General features: G+C 50.5%; 22 protein-coding genes. 19 read left to right on the forward strand and 3 right to left on the reverse strand.

Translation table 11 applies throughout. The features are described 5' to 3' along the window. Positions 1-348: 348 nt before the first annotated feature. Positions 349-876, reverse strand: a complete 528-nt coding sequence (locus tag EKM84_RS05600) for a GNAT family N-acetyltransferase (protein WP_125764549.1) — start codon at positions 874-876, stop codon at positions 349-351. Positions 877-993: 117 nt separating this feature from the next. Then, on the reverse strand, positions 994-2,370 hold the full coding sequence (locus EKM84_RS05605; protein ID WP_125764551.1) for an Nramp family divalent metal transporter: 1,377 nt from the start codon (positions 2,368-2,370) through the stop codon (positions 994-996). A 610-nt stretch (positions 2,371-2,980) separates the two neighbouring features. Between EKM84_RS05605 and EKM84_RS05610 the strand changes: the two genes are divergently transcribed. The 8 genes from EKM84_RS05610 to EKM84_RS05650 all read left to right on the forward strand — a co-directional run bounded on the left by EKM84_RS05610 (position 2,981) and on the right by EKM84_RS05650 (position 11,236). Beyond that, positions 2,981-3,835, forward strand: a complete 855-nt coding sequence (locus EKM84_RS05610) for a DegV family protein (protein WP_125764553.1) — start codon at positions 2,981-2,983, stop codon at positions 3,833-3,835. Between the two features lie 1,377 nt (positions 3,836-5,212). After that, entirely contained in the window at positions 5,213-5,866 is a 654-nt protein-coding gene (locus EKM84_RS05615; RefSeq protein WP_125764555.1) for a VTT domain-containing protein, read from the forward strand. 1,099 nt (positions 5,867-6,965) lie between these two features. Beyond that, positions 6,966-8,372, forward strand: coding sequence for an FAD-dependent oxidoreductase (locus EKM84_RS05620; protein WP_125764557.1), 1,407 nt, complete (start codon positions 6,966-6,968; stop codon positions 8,370-8,372). Positions 8,373-8,509: 137 nt separating this feature from the next. Beyond that, entirely contained in the window at positions 8,510-8,836 is a 327-nt protein-coding gene (gene trxA, locus EKM84_RS05625; protein WP_125764560.1) for a thioredoxin, read from the forward strand. Then, on the forward strand, positions 8,836-9,099 hold the full coding sequence (locus tag EKM84_RS05630) for a metal-sensitive transcriptional regulator (RefSeq protein WP_125764562.1): 264 nt from the start codon (positions 8,836-8,838) through the stop codon (positions 9,097-9,099). Before trxA ends, EKM84_RS05630 begins: the two co-directional genes overlap by 1 nt. A 485-nt stretch (positions 9,100-9,584) precedes the next feature. Next, a complete protein-coding gene (gene crcB / locus EKM84_RS05640; protein WP_125764566.1) occupies positions 9,585-9,977 on the forward strand; it encodes a fluoride efflux transporter CrcB in 393 nt (130 codons plus the stop codon). Continuing rightward, entirely contained in the window at positions 9,977-10,333 is a 357-nt protein-coding gene (locus EKM84_RS05645; protein ID WP_125764568.1) for a fluoride efflux transporter FluC, read from the forward strand. Before crcB ends, EKM84_RS05645 begins: the two co-directional genes overlap by 1 nt. A 69-nt stretch (positions 10,334-10,402) precedes the next feature. Next, on the forward strand, positions 10,403-11,236 hold the full coding sequence (locus EKM84_RS05650; protein WP_225418154.1) for a DUF1129 domain-containing protein: 834 nt from the start codon (positions 10,403-10,405) through the stop codon (positions 11,234-11,236). A 498-nt stretch (positions 11,237-11,734) separates the two neighbouring features. Here the strand turns inward: EKM84_RS05650 and EKM84_RS05655 are convergent, their stop codons facing one another. Beyond that, positions 11,735-12,730 carry an LCP family glycopolymer transferase gene (locus tag EKM84_RS05655; RefSeq protein ID WP_125764572.1) on the reverse strand — a complete coding sequence of 332 codons (996 nt, stop codon included), beginning with the start codon at positions 12,728-12,730 and terminating at the stop codon, positions 11,735-11,737. A gap of 784 nt (positions 12,731-13,514) precedes the next feature. Here EKM84_RS05655 and EKM84_RS05660 point away from each other — a divergent pair. The 11 genes from EKM84_RS05660 (at position 13,515) to EKM84_RS05710 (ending at position 22,711) form a co-directional block, all read left to right on the forward strand. Further along, positions 13,515-13,988, forward strand: coding sequence for an S-ribosylhomocysteine lyase (locus EKM84_RS05660; RefSeq protein WP_125764574.1), 474 nt, complete (start codon positions 13,515-13,517; stop codon positions 13,986-13,988). 317 nt (positions 13,989-14,305) lie between these two features. Next, a complete protein-coding gene (locus EKM84_RS05665; protein WP_125764576.1) occupies positions 14,306-15,394 on the forward strand; it encodes a hypothetical protein in 1,089 nt (362 codons plus the stop codon). Positions 15,395-15,479: 85 nt separating this feature from the next. Further along, entirely contained in the window at positions 15,480-16,568 is a 1,089-nt protein-coding gene (locus EKM84_RS05670) for an SdiA-regulated domain-containing protein (protein WP_125764578.1), read from the forward strand. 162 nt (positions 16,569-16,730) lie between these two features. Continuing rightward, positions 16,731-17,216: a hypothetical protein gene (locus EKM84_RS05675; RefSeq protein ID WP_125764580.1), complete on the forward strand. Its 486-nt coding sequence runs from the start codon at positions 16,731-16,733 to the stop codon at positions 17,214-17,216. An 11-nt stretch (positions 17,217-17,227) separates the two neighbouring features. Beyond that, the gene (locus EKM84_RS05680) at positions 17,228-17,716 is read left to right on the forward strand and encodes a hypothetical protein (protein WP_164511327.1); all 489 of its coding nucleotides are present in this window, start codon (positions 17,228-17,230) and stop codon (positions 17,714-17,716) included. A 151-nt stretch (positions 17,717-17,867) separates the two neighbouring features. Further along, entirely contained in the window at positions 17,868-18,131 is a 264-nt protein-coding gene (locus EKM84_RS05685) for a Mor transcription activator family protein (RefSeq protein WP_125764584.1), read from the forward strand. 132 nt (positions 18,132-18,263) lie between these two features. Continuing rightward, positions 18,264-18,518: a hypothetical protein gene (locus EKM84_RS05690; RefSeq protein ID WP_125764586.1), complete on the forward strand. Its 255-nt coding sequence runs from the start codon at positions 18,264-18,266 to the stop codon at positions 18,516-18,518. Between the two features lie 98 nt (positions 18,519-18,616). Further along, positions 18,617-19,891, forward strand: a complete 1,275-nt coding sequence (locus EKM84_RS05695; protein WP_125764588.1) for a hypothetical protein — start codon at positions 18,617-18,619, stop codon at positions 19,889-19,891. Positions 19,892-19,945: 54 nt separating this feature from the next. Beyond that, positions 19,946-20,770, forward strand: a complete 825-nt coding sequence (locus EKM84_RS05700; protein WP_125764590.1) for a serine hydrolase — start codon at positions 19,946-19,948, stop codon at positions 20,768-20,770. Positions 20,771-21,120: 350 nt separating this feature from the next. Then, positions 21,121-21,396 carry a type II toxin-antitoxin system Phd/YefM family antitoxin gene (locus EKM84_RS05705; protein ID WP_164511328.1) on the forward strand — a complete coding sequence of 92 codons (276 nt, stop codon included), beginning with the start codon at positions 21,121-21,123 and terminating at the stop codon, positions 21,394-21,396. Between the two features lie 82 nt (positions 21,397-21,478). Further along, the gene (locus EKM84_RS05710) at positions 21,479-22,711 is read left to right on the forward strand and encodes a helix-turn-helix domain-containing protein (RefSeq protein WP_164511329.1); all 1,233 of its coding nucleotides are present in this window, start codon (positions 21,479-21,481) and stop codon (positions 22,709-22,711) included. The last annotated feature ends 7 nt before the right edge of the window (positions 22,712-22,718 follow it).

The raw sequence follows: 22,718 nt of genomic DNA on the forward strand, positions 1-22,718 counted from the left end.
AATGGTCTGGAACGCTGTGGGCGCACGCCTGGAGCCAAAAGGCGGTCTCCAGGCTTACTTTGAGCCTCTAAAATGCGAGTCTCAAAGATAGCAGTCATCTAAGCGGTAAACCGCTAAGATGACTCCCACGGCTGGGACCATTTTCACCAGCCCTGCGGCTAACACTGGCTTAACCCAATTTAGTGTTTTTTTCTTAATTTAACTGTAAACGGACGTCCTCACTAACATTCGACGGTTAGTGGGGACGTTCTTAGTTTAGTGTCGGTTAACGTGATTCCAGTCGAAGCAACCTTAAGACATAAGAAAGGCGTTACCCCTTCTGCTAATTCGCAGAGTTGGTAACGTCTTTTAATTCGGGTGGAATTCAGATTTCAGTTTTGAGTAAACGACCGCATCACTGTAGCCGTCTTGGATGGGGATGTGCTGACGCAAAATACCATCTTGGTGGTAGTGGTTACGCTCGGCGACGCGACGGCTGGGGTGATTGTCTGTCGCTGCTAGGAGTTCTAGCTTGTGGCATTTTAGATGGGTGAACCCAATGTTTTCAGTCATGGCGAGGCTGTGCGAGATGATGCCCTGACCACGGAAGTTGCGGCCCAGCCAGTAGCCAATATCGGCGTGACCGTCCTTGAATTCGTGGAGGTCAATCATACCAGCGGGCTGCTGGTCGACCCAAATAACTGCGAGCCACAGCTGTTTATCGGCCATTTGGCCCTGACAATAACGCAGAAAAATGCGCTCATCCGCTGTCGAAGTGGTTGTGGCGGCCCAAGGTAACCAGCGAGAAAGATTGGTGCGGTCCTGGTCAATCAAAGCATATAACGCTGCGGCGTCCGCAATTTTGGGGTCCTTTAGCTGAATATTTGGCGTACACATTTAACCACCTCGTTAACTTTTTTCTTTAGGTATACGCGTGTCGGGGACAAATGTCAAAGCGCAAAAAAATCCCCGTTCATTGACAACAACTGCCAGCGAACGGGGATATCAGCGAGGTTACTTGACCAGGCCGACGGTATTAAGAATCAGGTAAATGTTTAAGATAATGAGGATGACCGCGATGATCCAACCGAGGATTCGGCTCCAGGTCCGGTTGGCGAATTCACCCATCAGCTTCTTGCTGCTAGTGAACATGACCAGCGGAATCATGGCAAATGGTAACGCGATACTCAGGAAGACTTGCGACAACGTCAGGAGATTTTCAATCTTCGCTTCATTACCATGGTAGATAACGGCGAAGATGATGACTGGCGTCACGGAAAGTAACCGGGTGATTAACCGTTGTGCCCAAAGTGGCATCTTTAAGTTGATGAACCCTTCCATGATGATTTGCCCGGCCAGCGTCCCGGTAATAGTTGAGCTTTGCCCGGAAGATAACAGGGCTAAGGCGAACAGCATACTCAGGATTGGACTGGCGATGGCCCCAACGATTTGACTGTCGGACAAGGCATTGAACAAGTCAACGAACCGACCGAGGTCACTGTTGGTGCCAAAGAAGAGGGCAGCTCCCAAAATCAATAACAAACTGTTGACCACGAAGGCCAGCGTCAATTGGATGTTAGAATCAATCGTGGTGAACTTGATGGCTTGGGCCACACTCTTGCGGTCCTTACGATCAAAGCTCCGGGTTTGTGAAATTGAGGAACCCAGGTACAAGTCATGGGGCATAACCGTTGCACCAACAATCCCTAAGGAGAGGTACAACATCCCATGGTTCGTAATGATGCTGCTAGAAGGCAGGTAACCCTCTAACACTTGGTTCATATGGGGTTGGGCTAGGATAACTTCGTATAAGAAGACGAAGAGAATCACGGCAACCAAGGTCGCCACAATGGCTTCGATCTTGCGGAACCCTAACTTCATCAGGACCAACAGGACTAAAACATCCATGGCGGTGATGATGATCCCAACGATCAGCGGGAAGCCGAATAACAGCTTCAACGCAATCGCGGACCCAATAATTTCGGCGATATCAGTCGCCATAATGGCTAATTCAGTGACGATCCACAGGAAGAAACCGGTTCGCTTACCGGTATGTTCCCGGGTCAGCTGAGCCAAATCTTTTCCGGTGACGATTCCCAGTCGCGCCGACATAGCTTGTAACAGCATGGCGACTAAACTAGAAAGTAAAACCACGGTAAGTAACGTGTACTTGTACTGGGCACCACCGGCGATCGACGTGATCCAGTTCCCGGGGTCCATATACCCCACGGCAATTAAGGCCCCAGGGCCGGTGTAGGCCATCAAGGTTCGCCAGAAACCCGCATTTTGCGGGACTTCAACGGTCCCATTAACTTCATCCAGGCTCTTTTGGTTGCCCCCGGTTGATTGAATCATATGGTGCTTCTTCTCGTCGGTTTCATGATTATTCATAAAATCCCTCTTTTCTATTGGCTTAGAAATTCAGGTAGTCGATTGACTTCTGCCTTTCCTGGTGAACGCGAGTCAGCGTCAGCGTGGCGTAAATGGTGCGAATAATGGCAAAATTAACGAAGCTAACTCTTGTGACGCGCTTCAATTCCATTCGTAAGTATAGGCCATTTAGCCGTAATGTCAACCGTGTTGGGATTAATTTTTGGTGGGCCAAAAAAGTTTTTATATGTTTGTAACTATAATTTTTATATTAACTACTGGTGGGGGGCCTTGGGCGAAAAGCAACGTGGTGACGGTTTCATGGTTGCTCCGCCGTACCGTGTGAAAAAACCGATAAGTCGGGGGTCTACTGGCTGGTCAATGAGAACCAGAGGCTGCGACTAATTACAGGATTAGAATGGCCTAAAATTTAAACCGGAAAAATATTTTTTAGGTGTGTCGTTGTGTCCCATCATTAATGAGAACACTGGCGAGTGAAAGGGCAACTGAAACGGTTCGTTACGTTAGATTTAAAACAAAGTATAGATAACCTAGTTTTCAAAACCAGATGATTGCGTTATAATCTTAGTTATTATCGAAGAGCGAAACTAGGAGAAACGAGGTAACCGTCATGCAACCAGAAAAAATTGCCATTTTAGTCGATTCCTGTTCGGATGTGCCGGCTGAAGTGTTAGCCGCCGCTGACATGGCATTGATGCCAATGAACGTGGTCTTCCGTGACCGGGTCTACGAAGACCGATTAACCATTACCCCAACTGAATTTTATCGCCGTCAAGCGACCGAGAAGGCGACCACGGCGAGTCCCACTGGCAAACGGATCATGGACGCTCTGGAGCGAATCCAAGCGTCCGGCTACACCCACGTGATTGCCGTCTGCATTTCTGCTGCGCTTTCCGGGACTTTTCAGGAGACGCAGCTGTTGGCGGAAGATTCGCCGTTGACGGTCCACGTGATCAATACCCGCAGTGTCGGTATCGGTAGCGGTTTTTCGGCCATCTACGCGGCTCAGTTACGGGATCAGGGGTTAGCGTTTGCCGACATCATTAAGGAAGTTGAACGCGTGACAGCACAGACGAAGGTCTTCTTTTACGTGCCAAGTCTGAAATACCTGCAAGCCGGAGGTCGTATCGGCAAGGTGGCCGGCATGGCCGGGACCCTTTTAAACGTGAAGCCGATTATTTCTTGCGATCCCGAGGGCATCTACTACCCGATTGCCAAGGTCCGGGGTGCCAAACGCACGATTGGCAAGTTGCTGGACTTGGTCGATGGCGCCATTGGGGACGCCACCAAGGTCAACGTCGCCGTGTGTGATGGGGCCGACCCTGACCTGCGACAACAAGTCCTGGATCAGTTGAAGGCGGCTCACCCGAACGTGACCGACTGGTATGCCGGGGATGTGTCACCGGCTTTGGGTGTGCATACGGGACCGGGCCTCATCGGCGTCGGCGTCCAGGTTTTGGACTAACGGGCTTGATCTTGGATTTCGCCTCCGGGCCGGTGAAAATTGAGCCGTGACGCTGTGGGCGCACGCTGGAAGCCAAAAGCGGTCTTCCAGCTTACTTTGAGCCGAAGACCACGTCTCAAAGATAGCAGTTGTCTAAGCGGTACCCCGCTAAGACAACTCCCACGGCTGAGCTCATTTTCACCGCCCCTGCGGCTGACACTGGTTTAACCCGCGTGTAGTCCAGGGTGGATTCTAACTAATGGCGGTTGTAGTCAAACAGTGGCAAGCTCCCAACCAAGATATCGACACAGCTGGTCACCTTGATCCGCCTCTGGTCACTGACACTGTCCACGCTAAGCTCATTTTCACCGGCCTGGTGGCTTATACTGGTTAAATCCGCGTATAAGTCCAAGCAGACTTTAACTGTACTAGTTTGGGCTGGTTTCGTGCCGTCTCAGAGTTAGATTTACGCGAATTAACAGGTAGCTACAATATTTGAACTAGACACGCTATCAAACAATTTTTAATAACTGACGTTTGTCCAGAGATTAGCAACGAATTCGGCCAGAAACTTAGTCACTCTTACAATCTGGACGCACAAAGTTTTTTCCACTAAAAAAGCCACGATTCGCGTCGTGGCTTGAGGGGGGATACGAGCAGGGTTAGATACTTTGGGGGAGTGCTAAGTGCTGCTCGTAAAAGAGTATTAAGAATTTGGTACGACTCCGTTAGCAACAGTCTTTGTTACTAACTTGATTGTAGTGTAACCCCTAATCTAATTAGGTGCAATTGATTGGTTTCATAAATTTACTAATAATGGCGTTGGCTGTCAATCGTTGGTAAACTTAATGGCTGTTTCCACCTGATAAGTCGGGAGAACATCACTAATTATAAATAAAATTTTTGCGGCTACATCCCGGGGTGACGGCGATGTGGCCGTATTTTTGGCGGGCATCGCGGTTAACATCGCGGGTAGTACTGACAACTCGAATTTTAGACGTATAATAGGAAACAAGCGCTGGATTGGACGATTGGCGACGACAGTTTTGCTTGGTTGGACCAAGTCACTTGGTAAACCGGGGCTTGGACGTCAATTAGTAGGCACCAACGTAGACCAATCGTTGATTTAGTTATCAGTAGATTAAGAAAAAATGGGAAAATAAAGACTTGTCACCCGTTAATCATTTATAATGGTTTTGCTAATGAAAACAATAGCTAATAAGGGCTTTAATGGGTGCGATGGCGAAATGCCCCGTGGTTTAATTAGAAAGCCGCAGCAATTTTATGGGAGATTGGCCATCTAGGCCAAAGCGTGGCGCCGATTCAAAGTAAATTCACTTATCATTTGAATAAGGTGAATAATAGCGACCTGTCGGCAACAACGGAGGGAGACGTAGGATGAGTTTAATAGCGTTGATTTGGGAGGTCATTTGGCACCCGCTGACCGTGTTAGTGCCACTGACGAACCAGTTAGGAACAGGCATCTATCCGGTGCTATTCTTTTTAATTTTTTTGGAATCTGGCATGTTGATTTTTTCCTTTATTCCGGGGCAATCGCTATTATTCATGGTGGGGTCGATTGCGGCCAACCCGCATTCCCAGCTAAACATTTGGCTACTGGTTTTAATGTTCACGATGGCAGCCACGGCCGGGTCGGCTGTCAAGTACATCACGACTTTAAAGTGGGGTGACCTCCAGGAAAAACTGATCGATCGGTTACCGGAGGAAAAGGTCAAACAGGCCACGGCAGTCTTTACCCGCAACGAGGATCAAACGTTATTGATTGGGCGGTTTATCCCCTTCGTGGGGCTGTTTGTGCCAATCATAGCGGGCACCACAGATATGAAATGGCGTCAGTTCCGCTTCTATAATTTGGCGGGGAGCTTCATCTGGGTCTTCAGCTGTTCGGCGGTCGGCTACTTCTTCGGCAACACGCCGTTCATCCGCCAGAATTTCACGTGGCTGTTCATCGGCCTCCTGGCGATTCCGTTTTTGGTCCGCCAGGGCTGGCAGCATTACCGAGAAGCTCGGACGGCGAGGACTAATCGTTAGAAGACAGTTGTAAAACGAGTATTAATGGGATGTCATTAAAAGAGGACCCTCACGTAAAAAGCGTGAGGGCCCTTACTATCTTTATAGTAGGTAAAAGTCATGGAAACAATGTCCAAATGGAGTGGGCCGAGCCAGTCTAAGCCGCAGGGCTGGTGAAAATGAGCGGGCTGGTCGATGTTAGTGACCAGAGGCGGATCAAGGTGACCAGCTGTGTCGATGGTCTTAGCTGAGGTTTCTCACTCAGCTTAGAGCATGGGTCGACCTTTGAGACCGCTCTTTGGCTCAAAGTCGAGGTGGAAGCCCGCTCCTCAGGCTGGAACCGACCCCACAGCAGGGCACCTTGAATCCGCCGCCGGGAACGGTCAACTGCAGCGTCACGGCTCAATTTTCACCGGCCCGGAGGCGCAAGACAAAGTACAACCCCCCAGAGAAATTTGGGCATAGAAAAGGCCCTGAGCAACATGCGGATTACTCAGGACCTCTATTTAGGAATCTGTTAATAAATCACTTGTTTTGGGGGGAGTGCATCTATAGACAGTGATTCCTATCATCTATCACAGTGCTTAAGGTCAGAACGTATCACGAACCAACTACGCGTATAATACCGAGTCTTGTAGTTATTCGCAAGCGAATTGTAACTGTTCCAAAAAAATGGCTAGAAAGTGTGAGGATTAGGCTAATAGCTGGCAGCGGGACTAAAATTTAGAAATGAAACTAAGTCGGTTCCCATAAGGATTGGGTTGTTACCGGTTGCGGACAATGAATCAGCAATCGTCAAAATCAAAGAAGATTACTAGCGGAGTAGACAGGTTACGGTATCGACGTTAGACCTTAGATTAGATAAACCGCCCAAACCGCGGACTACCGGCAATTGTGGGCCTATTCGTTATTTTGACGCTGTTCTTTTTACGCTTTTTACTTATTGAATAATAAACTAATGGCGAATTATTTCTGTGCAAAACGCACATGCTTTCACCATTTTAATGAAAGTGTGAGGAAAACTCCTGATTTACCGGGTTTTCCGAGACGAAGTCATTTATCTTTCGCTAACTTTCAAGTAGACTAGCTTTAGAATCGTTTTTCATGTAGGAGGGTAAACATGAAAGTCATCATTGTTGGTAGTACACACGCTGGAACTAATGCAGCGCTACAAATTTTGCGTGATCATCCGGACACAGATGTGACCATTTACGAACGGCATACGAACGTCTCTTTCCTTTCATGTGGGATCTCATTGTTTCTTGATGGGCAAGTCAAACATCTTGAGGACATGTTCTATTCTTCACCTGAACAACTTGCGGAAGCCGGGGCAAAAGTTTTAACTCGACACAACGTGATTAAGATCGACGCAGCAACTAAGTCGGTCGAAGTCGTTGATATGGAGTCTGGGGATGTGACCACAGACACTTACGACAAGCTGATCATGGCGACGGGGTCAACCGTGACGGTACTGCCTATTTTTGGTATCGATGAAGATAAGGTCATGCTTTGCAAGAATTATGAACAAGCAGTTGCGATTAACAAGGCTGCCAAGGGTGTTAAACGGATTGCGATTGTCGGTGCCGGTTATATCGGAACCGAATTAGCTGAAAGTTATGCGCGGACTGGCCACGAAGTTCAGTTACTGCAATCACGTGACATCATCTTAAACCACTACGTTAACAAGGGCTTGTCTGACCATATCGTCAGCATCCTTGAAGACAAAGGGGTTAACGTGTTATTGAATCGGCGGGTGACTTCATTCACGGGGAACGATGACGGCGAATTAGTTATCGAAACCACGAACGGGGACTTCACCGCTGACTTAGCCGTTGTCTGCACGGGCTTTGTGCCCAACACAGAGTTGTTGCGGGGCCAGGTCGACATGGATCGGCACGGTGCCATCATCATCAACGACTACGTACAATCATCTGATCCTGACATCTTTGCTTGTGGGGACGCCAGTGTGGTTAACTTTAACCCAACTGGTAAGCCAGCTTACACGCCACTGGCAACGAACGCGGTCCGGCAAGGGATGTTAGCCGGAATCAACATCTTCGGTAACATTCAAAAGTACATGGGTACGCAAGCCACGTCCGCGATGCAAATCTTTGGGCGGACATTGGCGTCAACCGGGTTGACCATCGACCACGCGTTGAACGCAGGCTTTGATGCCGATATGGTCACGTTTGAAGGCACTTGGCGGCCAGCCTACATGCCATCAACCGATGACCTGACCATCAACTTGGTTTACAACCGGCAAAACCGGCGGATCTTAGGGGCGCAGTTGTTCAGTCAACATGAAGTGGCCCAATCCGCTAACGCCATTTCGATTGCGATTCAAAACCGCAACACGATTGACGACCTGGCCTTCGTGGACATGCTGTTCAATCCAAACTTCGACGACCCATTCAACTACTTGAACTTGGTCGCACAACAGGCTGTGGAAAAAGAAACCAAGCGTGGCAACAATCACCCACGTTTGACGGCCGGCATGGACGAAGATCCAGAACTGACGAAAGATTAACGAAGTGGTAAATAGGACGTGATGCCTGCGGGTGTCACGTCTTTTTTTGTCTACGTTGAAAACAAAAAGCTGGCGTCATCATACCCCTTGGGGTATACTGATGACACTGATTAGGAAACCGAGGAGGATGAATGAACATGCAAGCAATTACGAGCAAGGATTTTGAACACATTGGTGACGACACCGCGGTCACGGTCGTGGACTTTTGGGCTGACTGGTGTGGGCCATGTAAAATGCAGACGCCCGTCCTGGAAAGTTTAGACGAAGCCTATGGTGACCAAGTGAAGTTTGCGTCCCTCGACGTTGATCAGAACCAGGATCTGGCCCAGTCCCTGGGCATCATGAGTATTCCGTCATTGGTCATCTTTAAGAATGGTATGCCAACGGAAAAGGTTGTGGGCTTTCACCCGAAGGCTGCGCTCAAGAAGTACATCGACGAAAAATTAACTGAGGTGAGTGCTTAATGGTTCAAACAACGTCCAGTCAATTAAAGAATCGGCTTCGGCGAGCGGACGGCCAGCTACAGGGCATCCTGAAGATGGTCGATGACGGTCGGGAATGTCAGGACATCCTGACGCAACTCGCCGCCGTTCGTTCCGGCGTGGAGCGCATGATTGGGGTCGTCGTTGCTGAAAACGTCAAGCAGTGCATTGCGGATGACCAGCTCAGCGAAGACCAGCAACACGAATTACAAACAGCGCTTGATTTGGTTGTTAAGACGCACTAAGGTCGTTGTCAGCGCCTCCGGGCTGGTGAAAATGGGCCGTGGCGCTGTGGGCGCACGTCTGGAGCCTGAGAAGCGGTCTCCAGACTTACTTTGAGCCGCTGAGAAACGCGTCTCAAAGATAGCAGTTGCCTAAGCGGGGAACCCGCTAAGGCAACTCCCACGGCTGAGCCCATTTTCACCAGCCCTGCGGCTGACGTGGGTTTAACCGATGACAATGTCGTCGTTATTTGACATTGATTGTGGCTGAATTGACAATTGGTTTGTAGTTTGTAGTTTGTAGTTTGTAGTTTGTAGTTTGTAGTTTGTAGTTTGTAGTTTGTAGTTTGTAGTTTGTGATTTGAGTTGCGAATGAATCTGGCTGATTGATCTACTGCTTCAAATCTTCTTGGCCAATCCGTACTCAATCTAAACTAGTTTCACTAGAAGTCGCCCTAGTGGCGGCTTTTTTGGTACAATGGAAAGATACTTTTGGAGGAGGCCAGCAAATGGCTAACGTGTTTGCAATTATTGTTTTTGCCTTTCTTGGGGGCAGTGGGCGTTACCTGGTGGGGCAGGCTTTACCCGAGGCGGCCGGATTTCCCTGGGCGACGATTTTGATCAACTTAATCGGTAGTGGGCTGTTGGCTTGGCTATCGCACGCCAAACGCCTGACGGCTCAGTGGCCGGAAGCCGTGACCGTGGGCTTAGGTGTCGGCGGTGTCGGGGCGTTTACGACCTTCTCGACGTTTAGCGTTGACGCCGTGCGGTTGGTGAGTGAACAACGGTGGCTAGCGGCCATCAGTTATGTGCTGATCACCGTGATTGGTGGGATGATCTGCAGCGCCCTGGGTGTATGGATTGCCCGACGCTGGTGGACCTTTAACTTGGAGGAAGAGTGATGGCCGCGGTGGCTGGCCTGGGCGCAACCGTGGGGGCTCTGGGCCGCTACGGGATGACGCGATTGGTGCAGTCCTATCATGGCAATCGGTGGCCGCTCGCCACGCTGCTGATCAACTGGTTAGGATGTCTATTGTTTGGCTTTCTAACCGGTTGGCAAGCAACCAATTTAACCGCTGTTTTACTGGGGACCGGGGTCCTAGGTGGCTTCACGACCTACTCAACCTTTAGTCACGAGGTCATCATGCTGGCGGATCAACGCCGGTATGGCGCCATGACGCTGTATCTCTTGCTTAGTATCGTTGGTGGGTTGATATTGGCGGCCGGTGGTGGGTGGCTCGGCTGGCTCTTTCGCTAGGCCACGATAAATCAGTGGTATTCCGGGGGAAACTTCCCTATCATGGGGATATTGAGTGAAACGAGAGGAGTGGCAATCTTGGCAGAACGCTTATCGATTGCGGAACAAAATCAGGCGTTACGCGAACAACTTTCGCCAGAAAATCAGGCTTACTGGGACGACTTGGTGGCGGCCTTGCGGCAACAGCCCAAGTACGCTAACGAGGACACCCTCCAGCGAAAAATACGGGAAATATTGCCCAATTTATTAGTGGCCCAGTCCAAAGAACAATCCGCCCGAGACTTTTTCGGAGCGGACCCCCAGACCATCGCGGACCAGGTGGGGGCGGCTTCGACGGCTAAACCCGCGTGGCTAACCTGGGACTTGTTGGTGCCCGTCCTAATCTTTATCTTAGGGGTTGTGTTGCCCGCAGCGATTCTACCAGCCGTACCACTACAAGGCCTGTTAATTACGGTACAATTTGGCATCTTCGTCATCGCCATGATTCTGGGTATCTGGTGGGCCGGACGAGTGACCTCGCAAATGCAGTTGGTCGGTTGGCTGGTCATCATTGTGGCGCTGTTTCTCGCGATGTGGCTGGCCGCACGAGTCGTCCCGGCGCGGGGGCTAATTTATCTGACCCGCGTTGGCGGCAGTGTGTTCTTGCTGGTCTTTGCCCTGGCCGTCACCGGTCTGACCTGGTGGCATCACCGGCGGCACGCGGATTCCTGGTTCCCCGCCATTCTGGGAAGCCTGTGGATCACGACGCTGTTGGCCCTACTGGCGCGGTTCCCGCTGACCTCTGGGTTGATGGTGACTTCCGCGGGTAATCTGTTGATTGCGCTGGGAACGGTGTTGGCGGATGCTAGCATCCTAATCATCGGCTGGCACATCTGGCAACTCCGCCAAACTAAATCAGAGTAATTGGTTAAAAATAACCGCCTCCGGCTTCCAGGGATTCCGCCTGCTGTGGGGAACGCCTCCAGCCAAAGGGCGGTCTTCCGGCTCGCTTTGAAGCCTGGCAAAACCAGCCAGGCTCCAAAGTCGTCCCATGGTGTAAGTTACCTAAGAAACGGTAACTAACGCCATCGACACAGCCGACTCCATCCCTGGCTTCCTGCGGCTACGATTGATTTTTAACCAATCTCTGGTTTGAGCCGGAGTGGCCGTGTGAGTTTATTTTGGAATCAATTATTCAGCTAAGGCCATCGACACAGCGGGGAACCTTGACCCGCTTCTGGTCGCTCTTGGTCGTCTCTGATTTAGTTGGTCGGGTGGACTGGTTGTTTACCATTAGATATAGTTCCTTAACAATTAAACATAAACAAAGCAAATGCAGACCGACAATTCCAGGAGAATTGCCAGTCTGCATTTTTTAATCCGTTTATTTCGGTTCAAACCGATGAAAAGTACAGGTTTCTTTTAAAAGCCAATCGGGTCCAACGCGTCCGTTTGGAACGTGCTGGTGGTGGCTAAGCCTAGCGCTTGGCGGAGGCCCGTTGAGACCTTCGTAATTTCACTTTGCGGTGCGATTTGGTAGTCGATGCCGTTGATGGTGGCCGGTTGGCCCTGCAGCGTTTGGGATTCGATGTGGCGGCTGGTGTGGCCGTCCTTGGTGCGTAGCCACATCAGGTCGTCGAAGGTCAGATTCGTTTGCAAATTACTGTTGAGCGACTTCAAAACCGTTTGGTAGCGCAGGACCGAGCTCAGGCTGGCTTCCTTTAACACCAGTGCCTTGATGATTTGGCGCTGGCGAGCTTGGCGGCCGTAATCACCCAGTGGGTCCTGGTCGCGCATCCGGGAGTAGGCCAGGGCACTGGCACCATTTAGGTGAATCTTGACGCCCTTGGTGACGTTGGCCTGTTGATAGTGGAAGGTCAGTAGCGGATCAATCGTGACGCCGCCGACCGCGTTGATCATTTTCTCCAGGCCGCCCATGTTCAGTAGGACGTAGTAGTGGATGGGGATGTTGACCAGGTGCTCGACGGTCTGAATCGTGGTTTTGGCGCCGTAGAGTGGATAGGCCGCGTTGATTTTTTCCTCGTCATTTTGACTGCCGTAAATATTGACCAGCGTGTCCCGGGGGATGCTGGTCAGCTTGGCCGTCTGCTTCTGTGGATTAATCGTGGCGACAATCATGGTGTCGGTCCGACCAACCTGGGTCCGCCCCAGTGCGCCGGTATCGGTGCCTAACAGAAGAATGGCAAAGGGCTTGCCACTAGTAATGGTGGTATCGCTGGGCTTGCCCACGGCGTGATAGGTCTTTGAAAAAGTCTGTTGTGCCGTGTGCCAAGCGTGCCATCCGTAAAGTCCGCCGCCCACCAGGAAGAGGGCGAGCAGGGTCAATAAAATATGGCGCCCCCGGTGACGCCGACTGGTGAAATGCCGTCCCCGCGGCGGCAATGGTGCGTTTTGCATGATAATTCCTCCCCCTTATACGCTGACAAGTATAGTCATTTACGTGGCAAATGGCGGCGACCTTTACCTAATTAGGTAGTCTTTTAACCAAAACTTATCCGGCGGGTTAAGTCGTTGTATACGCCTCCGGGCGGGTGAAAATGGGAGCGGAACGCTGCGGGCGCACGGCCGGAGCCAAAGGGCGGTCTCCAGCCTTACTTTGAGCCGCTGAGAAGCGCGTCTCAAAGATAGCAATTTTCTAAGCGGTAAAACCGCTAAGGAAATTCCCACGGCTGGCCCCATTTTCACCCGCCCTGCGGCTCATGTCGACTTAGCCGGCAGGAAAAATTGGTTGGTGGCTGCCATTTAACTCTCCAGTAAAAATGGTGCCTGTGCCCTAATGAATCCTATCTGAATGTAGCCAAGTTGCTGGCAGATCAGCGTTTACAAAAATGGTTATAATTCACTAAAAGAAATTAGTGGCCGGTAGCGGTTACTTTGGTGTACAGTAAAGGAAGTATCATTAACAAGTTTCGTGTGGGCTAAGCCAGTGTTAGCCGCAGATATGGTGAAAATGGGCTTAGCCGTGGTAGTTTCCTAAGCAGCTTGGCTGCTTAGGAAACTGATATTTTTGAGACTCGATTTGTGAGGCTCAAAATAAGCTCGGAGACCGCTCTGTGGCTTCGGGCGTTCGCCCACAGCGTTCCGACCCATTTTCACCATGCCGGAGGCGAGTAGAAACACTTTTGATAACCCACACCAAACTGGTTATTAACATATATAATGAAAAGGGAGTTGGCAAATAATGGCAAAAGTTGAAAGTTTTACTTTGGATCACACAGCTGTTAAAGCACCTTACGTTCGGTTGATTACTCGGGAAACAGGGACCAAGGGCGACGTCATTTCTAACTTTGATTTACGATTAGTTCAACCTAACGAAAACGCCATTCCAACGGCCGGGTTACATACGATTGAACATTTATTGGCTGGTTACCTGCGTGACGAAATGTCTGGCGTCATTGACTGTTCACCATTTGGTTGCCGGACCGGGTTCCATTTGATTACCTGGGGCGAACAATCCACTGAAGAAGTTGCCAAAGCTTTGAAGGCTTCTCTACACCGGATCGCCTTTGATACGGAGTGGAAAGACGTTCAAGGCACTGACAAATACAGCTGTGGGAACTACCGCGACCACAGTCTGTTCTCCGCTAAGGAATGGAGCAAGGATATCCTGGACAAGGGGATTTCTAAGGACCCCTTCAAGCGCGAGGTTATCTAGATTAAGCTAAACGCAAATCCCAAAGGAATCTGGCAGGCTGCCGGGTTCCTTTTATTTTGCCTTAGCCAGTTAGTAATGTTGAATGCATCACATTAGCAGAATCTTTGTTTGCCAGGAATGCTTGCGATATAATTAATATAATAAATGCTTTTGGGATTGGTTAAACTGTCGTTGTCAGTGCCTCCGGGCTGGTGAAAATGACAGCCAAACAGATTATGGGATATTGATTATTTGGCAGGCAATTAGTCGTTGTAAAAGGTTTGGATTCAAACAGTGTGCAGGTTTGTAAAACGAAAAAATGTTGAGGGGATTTGATCATGAAAAAGCTACATTGGGGTGTAATGGTATTGGTGGCCGTCAGCTTGGGGCTGGGCGGCAGTACGACCGCGCAGGCCTACGGGACGTATCACCAGAAGTCATCCGCTTTAAGCGTGGGGCGGATGCGGCACGTGAATAATTCTCGCGTGCACTACGTTAAGGCGCCCAAAAATTATCAGCACGCAAAGAATACCCATGGTATCAACACCATCAAACGTAGTCGGGGCACGGCGGTTACCTTTAAAACGAAATATCTGTTACCGCTACCCGGCTATCACAATCAGGCCTGGGGGAATCCCCAGGGCCTGACCACCAACGGCCGTTATCTCTACGTTTTGTACTGTCCCACGGCTTGGCACAATCGTGGGCGCATCGTGCGTTACGATATGAAAAAGCTGAATAAACTGGGTCTGACGCCGCAACAATTACAGACGGCCTACACCAGTAACGCCAAGGCTCAACTTGCCAGTCATGCGGCGGTCAAGGTTGGGCAACCGTTTGAAACGGGACACGGTCAGTCGTTGGCCTATAACTGGAAAAATCATCACCTCTACATGTGGTGTGACAGGGAAAAGTCGGCGGCCACGCCCGTCAATCAGTACGGGTACATCAAGCAGATCAAGGCCAACACCCTGACGCCCCGCTACCAGATTCGCTTCCGCCTGAAGCACAAGCGGTTTGCGGTGCCGGGCGGCCACGTCTTAACGTTTGATAAAAAGGGGCACGCCTACTTCTGGAGTCGACCAACGACGCACCAGGCTTACATTTATCAAGGAAGTATCTCGAAGCATCACGTGAAATTCCGCTTGACCCGGCAGGTTTTGAAACACGGGCCCGGGACCCACGTGCAGAGCATGGGCTACAACCCGCACACCAACCGGGTTTACCTGGTGGCCGATGATTCAATCGCCAGTGTGCCAGTATCCAAGCTCTCCGGCAAGGGCCACCTGACCAAGAACAACGTGCGCTGGACCAAGTTCTCGTCCAAACGGGAATTTGAAGGCCTGACGTTTACCAAGGGTGGGCACGCCTACCTGTTGACCAATCACAATCCGGAAATCCTGCGGGGCAACCGGGTCAGTTGGTAAGTTTAGCAAGTTGAGAAAATCCTTATCTCCGCTAGTTGGCGGTCAGTGCAGTATACTGGCTGAAAACATTGAGGGGTGAGGGATTATGCGAAGAATTCATTTACTCGGGGCGTTAATCCTCAGTTTGGGATTGATGGGGATGGCGGTTCCCGCACAAGCAGATACGTTGGTAAAGCAGTCGGCCGCGGCCTTGGCCACACCGAAAAATTTGACGTCGTTAGATGATGCGCAGGTGCATTTCGTCACGGTACCCACGGCCTATGCCAATGCCACCAATCCACACGGGGTGAACACGATTGCTAGCGATCAGGGTAGCGCGGTCACCTTCACCACAAAATACCTGTTGCCGATTCCGGGGTACCAACATCAGGCATGGGGCGACCCGCAAAGTTCCGCGGTGGTTGGACAATACCTCTATGTGGTCTACTGTCCCACGGCTTGGCAGAATCGCGGCCGCATCGTGCGGTTCGATATGTCAGCCTTGGCCCAACTGAACGCGACGCCGCGGCAGATTCAAATGGTCTACGCGACCGCCGCTGATCATTCCGCCCAGGAAAAGCAGATTCGGGCGGCCATCAAGGTGGGGCCCGCGTTTGCGACCGGTCATGGCCAATCCTTAGCCTACGACTGGGCAACGCAGAAGTTTTACATGTGGTGTGACAAGGAGTCGGCGCCGCGGGTCAACCTCAGTAAGTACGGCGTGCTCCAGCAGATCAGTGCTAGCACGTTGACGCCGGTCCACAAGATTCAGTTTCGGCTGAAGTCCAAGACACTCAACGTTCCTGGTGGGCACGTCTTGGCCTTTGACCAGGCCGGTCACGCCTACTTCTGGACGCGTCCCGACCCCGTGAATGTCTACCTCTATCAGGGAACAATCCAAAATAATCGCGTGCATTTCCAATTGACCAAGCAAATTCTGGAACACGGCCCGGGCACCTGCGTGCAAAGCATGGCGTACAACCCGCACAACGACCGGTTATACCTGGTGGCCGACGATTCAATCGCCAGCCTGCCAGTTTCCAAGCTGGGGCAGTTGACCAGCGACGACGTGACCTGGACGGGCTTTGACTCGACCCGAGAGTTCGAGGGGTTGACCTTTGGCGATGACGGCCAGGCCTACCTGATGAGTAACCACAACCCAGAAATATTAACCAGTAACTCATTAAATTGGTAATGATTAGCCAAAATGGCGCCGGCCCGATGGGACTGAGCGCCATTTTTAGTGGGAAAAATTCGACTACGCTTTTTGCGGTTCCAGGTGTATCCTTATGGGGTGGTGGTTGAACCAGTTGTTGGCGAAATCATTGCCGTACATAATAAATGGGAGATGTTGGGCATGAAGAAGTTTTTGATCAGTCTCGTGGTCGTTTTGGCCGCAATCGTTGGGGCTAGCGCGGTGACGCCGGGGACGACGGCGCAGGCAGCGGGCTCAAAGTTTGGGTACGTTAAGAATACCCCGAAGAAGATGCGGGGGACATGGTATCACAAGTTTAGTAAGCGTGAAGGCGGTATGTATAAAATCGTCATTAAGAAGCACAAAGTTACTCTGGGCTCGGCGACTTTTAAGAACCTGACCATCTCGAAGATGTCACAAAAGGGTAAAATTTCTGACTATAGTTTTAACAGTAAGACATTACCCGTTAGCACATCAGGTTTCTTCAGTTACACTAAGAAAATCAATGGTAAGAAGCGGAATGTCATGGTTGAAATCCCACAGGGAACCGGTATGAGACCAGCCGTTTACACGCATTTCAAGCCTAAACAAGCCTACTCCGTATCGGCCTCAGTGTTGAAGCGGTTGTCTGATCCAATTACTCAGTAGGAAGGTCGGTAATGATGAAGAAATTTTTAATTAGTTTTGTTATTGTTCTGGCAACGCTGATTGGTGGCAGTGCCCTTAACGTAGGTACTACCACTGCACAGGCAGCCATGAAGCAGCGGACTGTAAAGGTCGCGCCGAAAAAGATGCGGGGAACCTGGTACAACTACCTGGGAAAAAAGGCGGGCATGTACAAACTGGTCATCAAGAAGCATCGGTTTACCTCTAGTATGGGTAATCAGTATAAATATACATTGCCAAGTCTGACGATTACCAAGTGGTCACAAAAGGGCAAGCGCTCAACGTATAATTTCAATAGTAAAACGCATCCTGGCGATACCGCTAGCTACTTTACCATGACCATGAAGATTCGTGGCAAGAAGCGGACGGTGATTGCCTCACCCCAACAGGATGCAAGTCTGAAGCCGATTGTTTTTACGCACTTTAAAACGAAACATCAGTATTTTGCGCCGCTGTCGATTCAAAAGCATTTAGCGTTCTAAGTTATTGCCTAAAGAGAATTCGCCAATAGGTGACGGATTCTTTTTATTTCACAAAATGTGCGTGTCCTGTGAAAATAAGTGGACACCCAAGCCCCAGAATAGTTTAGACTGTAGGTAAGCAAAAATTTTACGAGAAGGGAGGCTGGACGATATGGCAAAAGAGGATTGGCAGGCGATTTACCAAGACTTGGCCGAGTTAATTGGTGAGGAAAATACGCTTAAAGTCTTTAAGGATTTTCGGGGAAGTACGGTCAACTTCCCAATGCGGTTGATGCGACGTGAGGCCTTGCAGGAGCGGATTCACGGTGATTATTCCGCTGGCGCTTCGGTGCATGAATTGAGTGCGCAGTACCAGCTGGCGGAGCGCACCGTGCGCAAGTACCTCCAGCACGAAAATAAAAACGACGGTATTTGACGTGCAACTGTACAATCAATCCAGCAAATAACTGTGTATGCTATGATAGGTGTCGAAGCTATTACTATTTACCACAAAAGTTTGCTAACCTTTGTTTATAAACCTTTAAACATTCGGGAAGGCATGACAACTATGGATATTGATACAGATGCGCTCCAAGGCGTTTATAAAAAACTCAATGAACTGCTGGGGACCGACGAAATGCTCAAGTTTTATCAGGAATTTCGGGGGACCCAGTTGAACCTGCCGATGAAGCTGTACGACCGAAACGGGACGGTTGCGGCTATCAAAGACAACTACCCGCAGATGTCGGAGAAGCAGCTCGCCGATAAGTATGGCTATTCACAACGGTGGGTCAAGCGGGTCATCAGCGAAGGCAAGAACTAGTACATACAGAAGTAGTCGGAAACAACGACGGTGCTGAGACTTGGATGACGAGTGTTGGCACTGTTTGGCAAACGGACAAAAAGATAGGGGAGCTACTCATGCAAACGAAAGCGAAGTTACTCGGCCTCGCCTTAGTGGCGGTTGTGATTGTAAGCGGTTGCCGTGCAAAATCCACCACGCAGCAAAAGCTGGCCGATCAACCACAACCATCAAAACTGACAACGTTGCTGCAGCCGGTGCGAAAGCGTTCGGCGGAGGATGCGGGGACCCGAACCAATCAGCAGGTGACTTACTCACGATTCACGTATCACCAAAATCATTGGCGGTGGGCGTTGACGACTAACAAACGCACCGTGATCAAGGGCATCATCACCGGCGTCAAGTCACAGGATGGTCTTAAAAAATTGACGGTCAAGCTGCCCCAAAAGCAGACGGCCACGGTCATCTTTAGTTGGGTGGATAGCGCCAAGCAGGCCTATAATTTGAAGAGTACGTCACCCAAGTTCAACCGTAACTTTATCGTGGGTGATAACGGCAAGGGCTGGACAACGGGAGTGCCCGCAGAATTAAAGGGCACCTGGCAAACGGATCTGTACGCGGCTAAACGCTATCATCCGGGTGGTCTCGTTGATCCGGCTGGCGCCTATGAATCGTCGAATGACGCGTTTATGCGGACAACTTTCTACGTGAATGCTGACAGGTTAGATGGGCGCAATGACACCTATAATCAGCATAAGGAGTTAGTTTCTGAGGGTGCCGGTTGGGGTGCTAATCACCAGGCTTCCTATAAGAAATTGGCGCATCATAATTATTGGTTGAAGTCGTATGTCATTGGGGACAAAACGGCTTTAAACGTTTACCGGGTGCAGCTGACAAACGACCGGCTGAAGTTAATCGGGGTGTTTGGTAATATCCCAGCGATGAACAAATTGACGTCCGCACAGGCCAGGGCCGACCGGACCTATGGCGCTGCGGCTGCTCAAAAGGGGGATACCACGACGGCAAGTTCTAGTGAGCATCGTGAGAGTTCTGCCACGACCGGTACTAGCAGTAGTTCGACCGCAACCAGTACAGTGGATACGCATAATTTAACGACTGGTCAGGTCAATCAGTGGGTCTGGTTACACTTGAAGCAGGATTACGCGGGGAAGCACGTCACCATGCAGGACATGTTTTTCACACAAACAACGAATGATGATGGCACGCTGACGATTCAGGTCAAGGAGAATCACAGCACCGAGAACATGAAGAAACAAGGGGTCACGGAGATGGTGGACCCAACAGTGGGGTGGTACGGTATCAATTCGAAGGGTGAATTGACTGAAAACACGGCGGGTGACAGTAAAGTTATCGCCACGGAATATGGTAAGTAAATCGCGCGGACTCACGTGAAATTTGGCGGGCCGGCCTTGGAGGAATGAATAAGGATGACAGTGAAAAAATGGCTTAGATTCGGCATTGTGGGTGCGTTGGCGTTAGGCCTATTGGGGTCCACGGTAACGGCCCAGGCAACGACGGTCTCACACGAAAAAACGGCCATTAAGAAGGTAATCAAACGGGACATGGCGCCGGTTCACGGCCGATGGTCGGTCCAGGTCACGCGGTTGGACCAGCGACCACTAAGCGTGACCACGGGCAATCACAAGGTCCAGGCGCAGCGTTCGGCCAGTACCATTAAGGTCTACGTAATGCTGACGATTTTCAAACGGGCCCAGGATCACCACTTGAAACTGACCAAGACGGTGAAAACCAATTTGAAACGGATGATTTATAATTCCGATAATACGGCCACCAATGCCTTGATTCATCGGCTGGGTGGGTTCAAATTGGTCAATAAAACGGCTAAGCAGTATGGCTTTAAGCACACGCATCTAAAGCGGTACATGATGGATACGCGGGCAATCAGTCGCGGGCATGACAACTACACATCAGTGCATGATTTGACTAGGTTCTTAACGTTAGTCTCGCAACATAAGTTGTTAGGAAAAACAAAGGACAAGCAGATGATGAACTTGTTACATCATTGCAAGAATCATAGCAAACTGCCTAAGCTGGTGACGCACGCCGCCGTATATAACAAGACGGGTGAGTTCCCAGCCAAAGGGGTGCAGAACGATGCGAGCCTGTTTAAGACGGCCCACGGGACCTACACGGTCGTTGTGATGGCACAACAGGGCAATCAGTATCAGCAGTATCACGCCATGAACCGCTTGGGCCGAGACACGGTCACCTATTTGAATCAGCATCGGTAATGACTAGGTCGGGAGTGAAAGCTCTCGGCTTTTTTGTGCGCGTATAAATGCTGTTGTACAAGGATTTCTGTGCTTTCATTATTGTGAAATTTGTATGTAAATGTTGTGTAAATGGGCTATACGGCGGGGACTTTATCCGTTAACATTGGGGTAATCATTGGTGAGGGGGAGCAATCATTTCCCTGGGACAACCACCCCGGCAGGTCCTTCGGCCGGAACCGGGTTGGTTGCGCGCTCAGGGGATGACCAGCAACTGATGACGTGTGAAGGTCTGACAATGATCGTCAGACAAGCGTGGTGCCAGAACTGAGTGACTTAGACCAGCAGCAATGAACCTGGGGAGGGACATTATGGACGCAACGAGTTACGCGTTTTTCCGGAAGAAGTTAAAGCACTACATGAAGCGAGTGACCAATAATCAAGAACCCTTGATGATTACTCGTAAGAACAAGCATAACGTCGTACTGATTTCCGTGGAGGAGTACAGTAATCTGCTGGAAAATCAGTTTATTTTGAGTCACCTAGAAAGCCGGGCTTGGTTACAGGCAACCGCCGAGCAAAAGGAAGCTGCGGCCGTCGTGAGTCAGGAAATGGTGACGGAACCGGCAGAAGTCGAACCGTCATAGGACAGTAGCGCCCTCTTCACCAAGTCATCTGGGAAGAGGGCGCTCTTTTCTTAACTGAGAAAAGTGGAAATGGGGGATGAATATGACCGCCAAAATCGTGTATTTGGAACAAAACGTTCCGGATAATACTACCACGCAAGAACACAATTTATTTATGCTAGACTATCCTGTCTATCAGGTCGAAGCCAATGGTCAACTAACGCCGGTGTTGAGCACGTGGGGCAAGGTGCTCTCCATCATGATTGATAAGAAGGATCGGTTTAAAATTTTCTTCACATCGGGACGGACCTTTGTGTTAGGGAGCAAAAAAATTATGGCTTACGATACGGATGCGGATGGCCTGGATTCGGTGTCACGGATTCACAGCCACGGCTACCAGTTTGCTTCGGAACATCCCACGCTAGTTGCCCAGTCCAGCGCGCAATTGCGCTCGGTCTTTCCCAATATTCGGGTGTTACAGGAGATTCCACGCGAATACGTGGTCATTGACTGCGAGTTCGGGATTCTCTTTCGCACGCAACGAACGGGCGACCACATCGCCATGGATCGAACAACCATCGATGGCGAGAAGGCAGGAATCTTTCAGCTGGCCGCGTTGGGGTACCGGGGAGACCAGCCCCTGGATGTTTATTTCAATCGCTATTTTGATCACCCCGCCTTTGCCGCGGAAATGAAACTGCGCGGTCTCAAGGAGACGGGGACGTCTTTGGCCGACTACGAGCAACAGGCCCGGCCACTGACCGTATTGAAGGACTTTATCCAACAGGTTTTACGGCGGCAGTTACCGCTTGTTTTCTGGGACCAGGGCAATGATCTGCGCTTGCTCCGCCACACGCTGGCGGTGAACCTGCCGTACTTAGCGGAAGAGGACCGGGCGGCATTGATGGCGCCACTCTGCGTGTTTGACGGGAGCCTGTACACCAATCAGGTCATCAACCGCAGTAATCATCAGAAGGATACCCACCATTTCTTACCGTTAAATGGGATTGCGGGCCTGCTGAATATCTTCAACCCCAAGCAACACAATGCCTTGTGGGATGCCCAGACCACCCATTTTGTAATCGATGAGTTGGCCCGCATCAAGCAGGCTGATCCGGTGGTTATCCAGGAACCGCGGCCGTTAGCCCCACCCATCCTGCAATTGCCAACGGCGGTTCCCGTGCCAACCGCTACCCAGCTAACTGACCAACCGGCAGCGAAGACGTTACAGCAGTTGCGGGCAGCGGGGCAGACTTACCGGGAAATTGCCGACCGCTTCGGCCTCAGCACCAGTACGGTGTGGCGGGCAGTGAAACGGCGTGAAGAGGTTCGGTAAAGTGCCC

The sequence above is a fragment of the Levilactobacillus mulengensis genome, assembly GCF_003946045.1.
GTDB lineage: Bacteria > Bacillota > Bacilli > Lactobacillales > Lactobacillaceae > Levilactobacillus > Levilactobacillus mulengensis.

Excerpts from the sequence above, each read along its gene's own strand:
- EKM84_RS05600 (WP_125764549.1), bottom strand. The coding sequence starts at position 876 with ATGTGTACGCCAAATATTCAGCTAAAGGACCCCAAAATTGCGGACGCC.
- EKM84_RS05605 (WP_125764551.1), bottom strand. The coding sequence starts at position 2,370 with ATGAATAATCATGAAACCGACGAGAAGAAGCACCATATGATTCAATCA.
- EKM84_RS05610 (WP_125764553.1), top strand. The coding sequence starts at position 2,981 with ATGCAACCAGAAAAAATTGCCATTTTAGTCGATTCCTGTTCGGATGTG.
- EKM84_RS05615 (WP_125764555.1), top strand. The coding sequence starts at position 5,213 with ATGAGTTTAATAGCGTTGATTTGGGAGGTCATTTGGCACCCGCTGACC.
- EKM84_RS05620 (WP_125764557.1), top strand. The coding sequence starts at position 6,966 with ATGAAAGTCATCATTGTTGGTAGTACACACGCTGGAACTAATGCAGCG.
- trxA (WP_125764560.1), top strand. The coding sequence starts at position 8,510 with ATGCAAGCAATTACGAGCAAGGATTTTGAACACATTGGTGACGACACC.
- EKM84_RS05630 (WP_125764562.1), top strand. The coding sequence starts at position 8,836 with ATGGTTCAAACAACGTCCAGTCAATTAAAGAATCGGCTTCGGCGAGCG.
- crcB (WP_125764566.1), top strand. The coding sequence starts at position 9,585 with ATGGCTAACGTGTTTGCAATTATTGTTTTTGCCTTTCTTGGGGGCAGT.
- EKM84_RS05645 (WP_125764568.1), top strand. The coding sequence starts at position 9,977 with ATGGCCGCGGTGGCTGGCCTGGGCGCAACCGTGGGGGCTCTGGGCCGC.
- EKM84_RS05655 (WP_125764572.1), bottom strand. The coding sequence starts at position 12,730 with ATGCAAAACGCACCATTGCCGCCGCGGGGACGGCATTTCACCAGTCGG.
- EKM84_RS05660 (WP_125764574.1), top strand. The coding sequence starts at position 13,515 with ATGGCAAAAGTTGAAAGTTTTACTTTGGATCACACAGCTGTTAAAGCA.
- EKM84_RS05665 (WP_125764576.1), top strand. The coding sequence starts at position 14,306 with ATGAAAAAGCTACATTGGGGTGTAATGGTATTGGTGGCCGTCAGCTTG.
- EKM84_RS05670 (WP_125764578.1), top strand. The coding sequence starts at position 15,480 with ATGCGAAGAATTCATTTACTCGGGGCGTTAATCCTCAGTTTGGGATTG.
- EKM84_RS05675 (WP_125764580.1), top strand. The coding sequence starts at position 16,731 with ATGAAGAAGTTTTTGATCAGTCTCGTGGTCGTTTTGGCCGCAATCGTT.
- EKM84_RS05680 (WP_164511327.1), top strand. The coding sequence starts at position 17,228 with ATGATGAAGAAATTTTTAATTAGTTTTGTTATTGTTCTGGCAACGCTG.
- EKM84_RS05685 (WP_125764584.1), top strand. The coding sequence starts at position 17,868 with ATGGCAAAAGAGGATTGGCAGGCGATTTACCAAGACTTGGCCGAGTTA.
- EKM84_RS05690 (WP_125764586.1), top strand. The coding sequence starts at position 18,264 with ATGGATATTGATACAGATGCGCTCCAAGGCGTTTATAAAAAACTCAAT.
- EKM84_RS05695 (WP_125764588.1), top strand. The coding sequence starts at position 18,617 with ATGCAAACGAAAGCGAAGTTACTCGGCCTCGCCTTAGTGGCGGTTGTG.
- EKM84_RS05700 (WP_125764590.1), top strand. The coding sequence starts at position 19,946 with ATGACAGTGAAAAAATGGCTTAGATTCGGCATTGTGGGTGCGTTGGCG.
- EKM84_RS05705 (WP_164511328.1), top strand. The coding sequence starts at position 21,121 with ATGGACGCAACGAGTTACGCGTTTTTCCGGAAGAAGTTAAAGCACTAC.
- EKM84_RS05710 (WP_164511329.1), top strand. The coding sequence starts at position 21,479 with ATGACCGCCAAAATCGTGTATTTGGAACAAAACGTTCCGGATAATACT.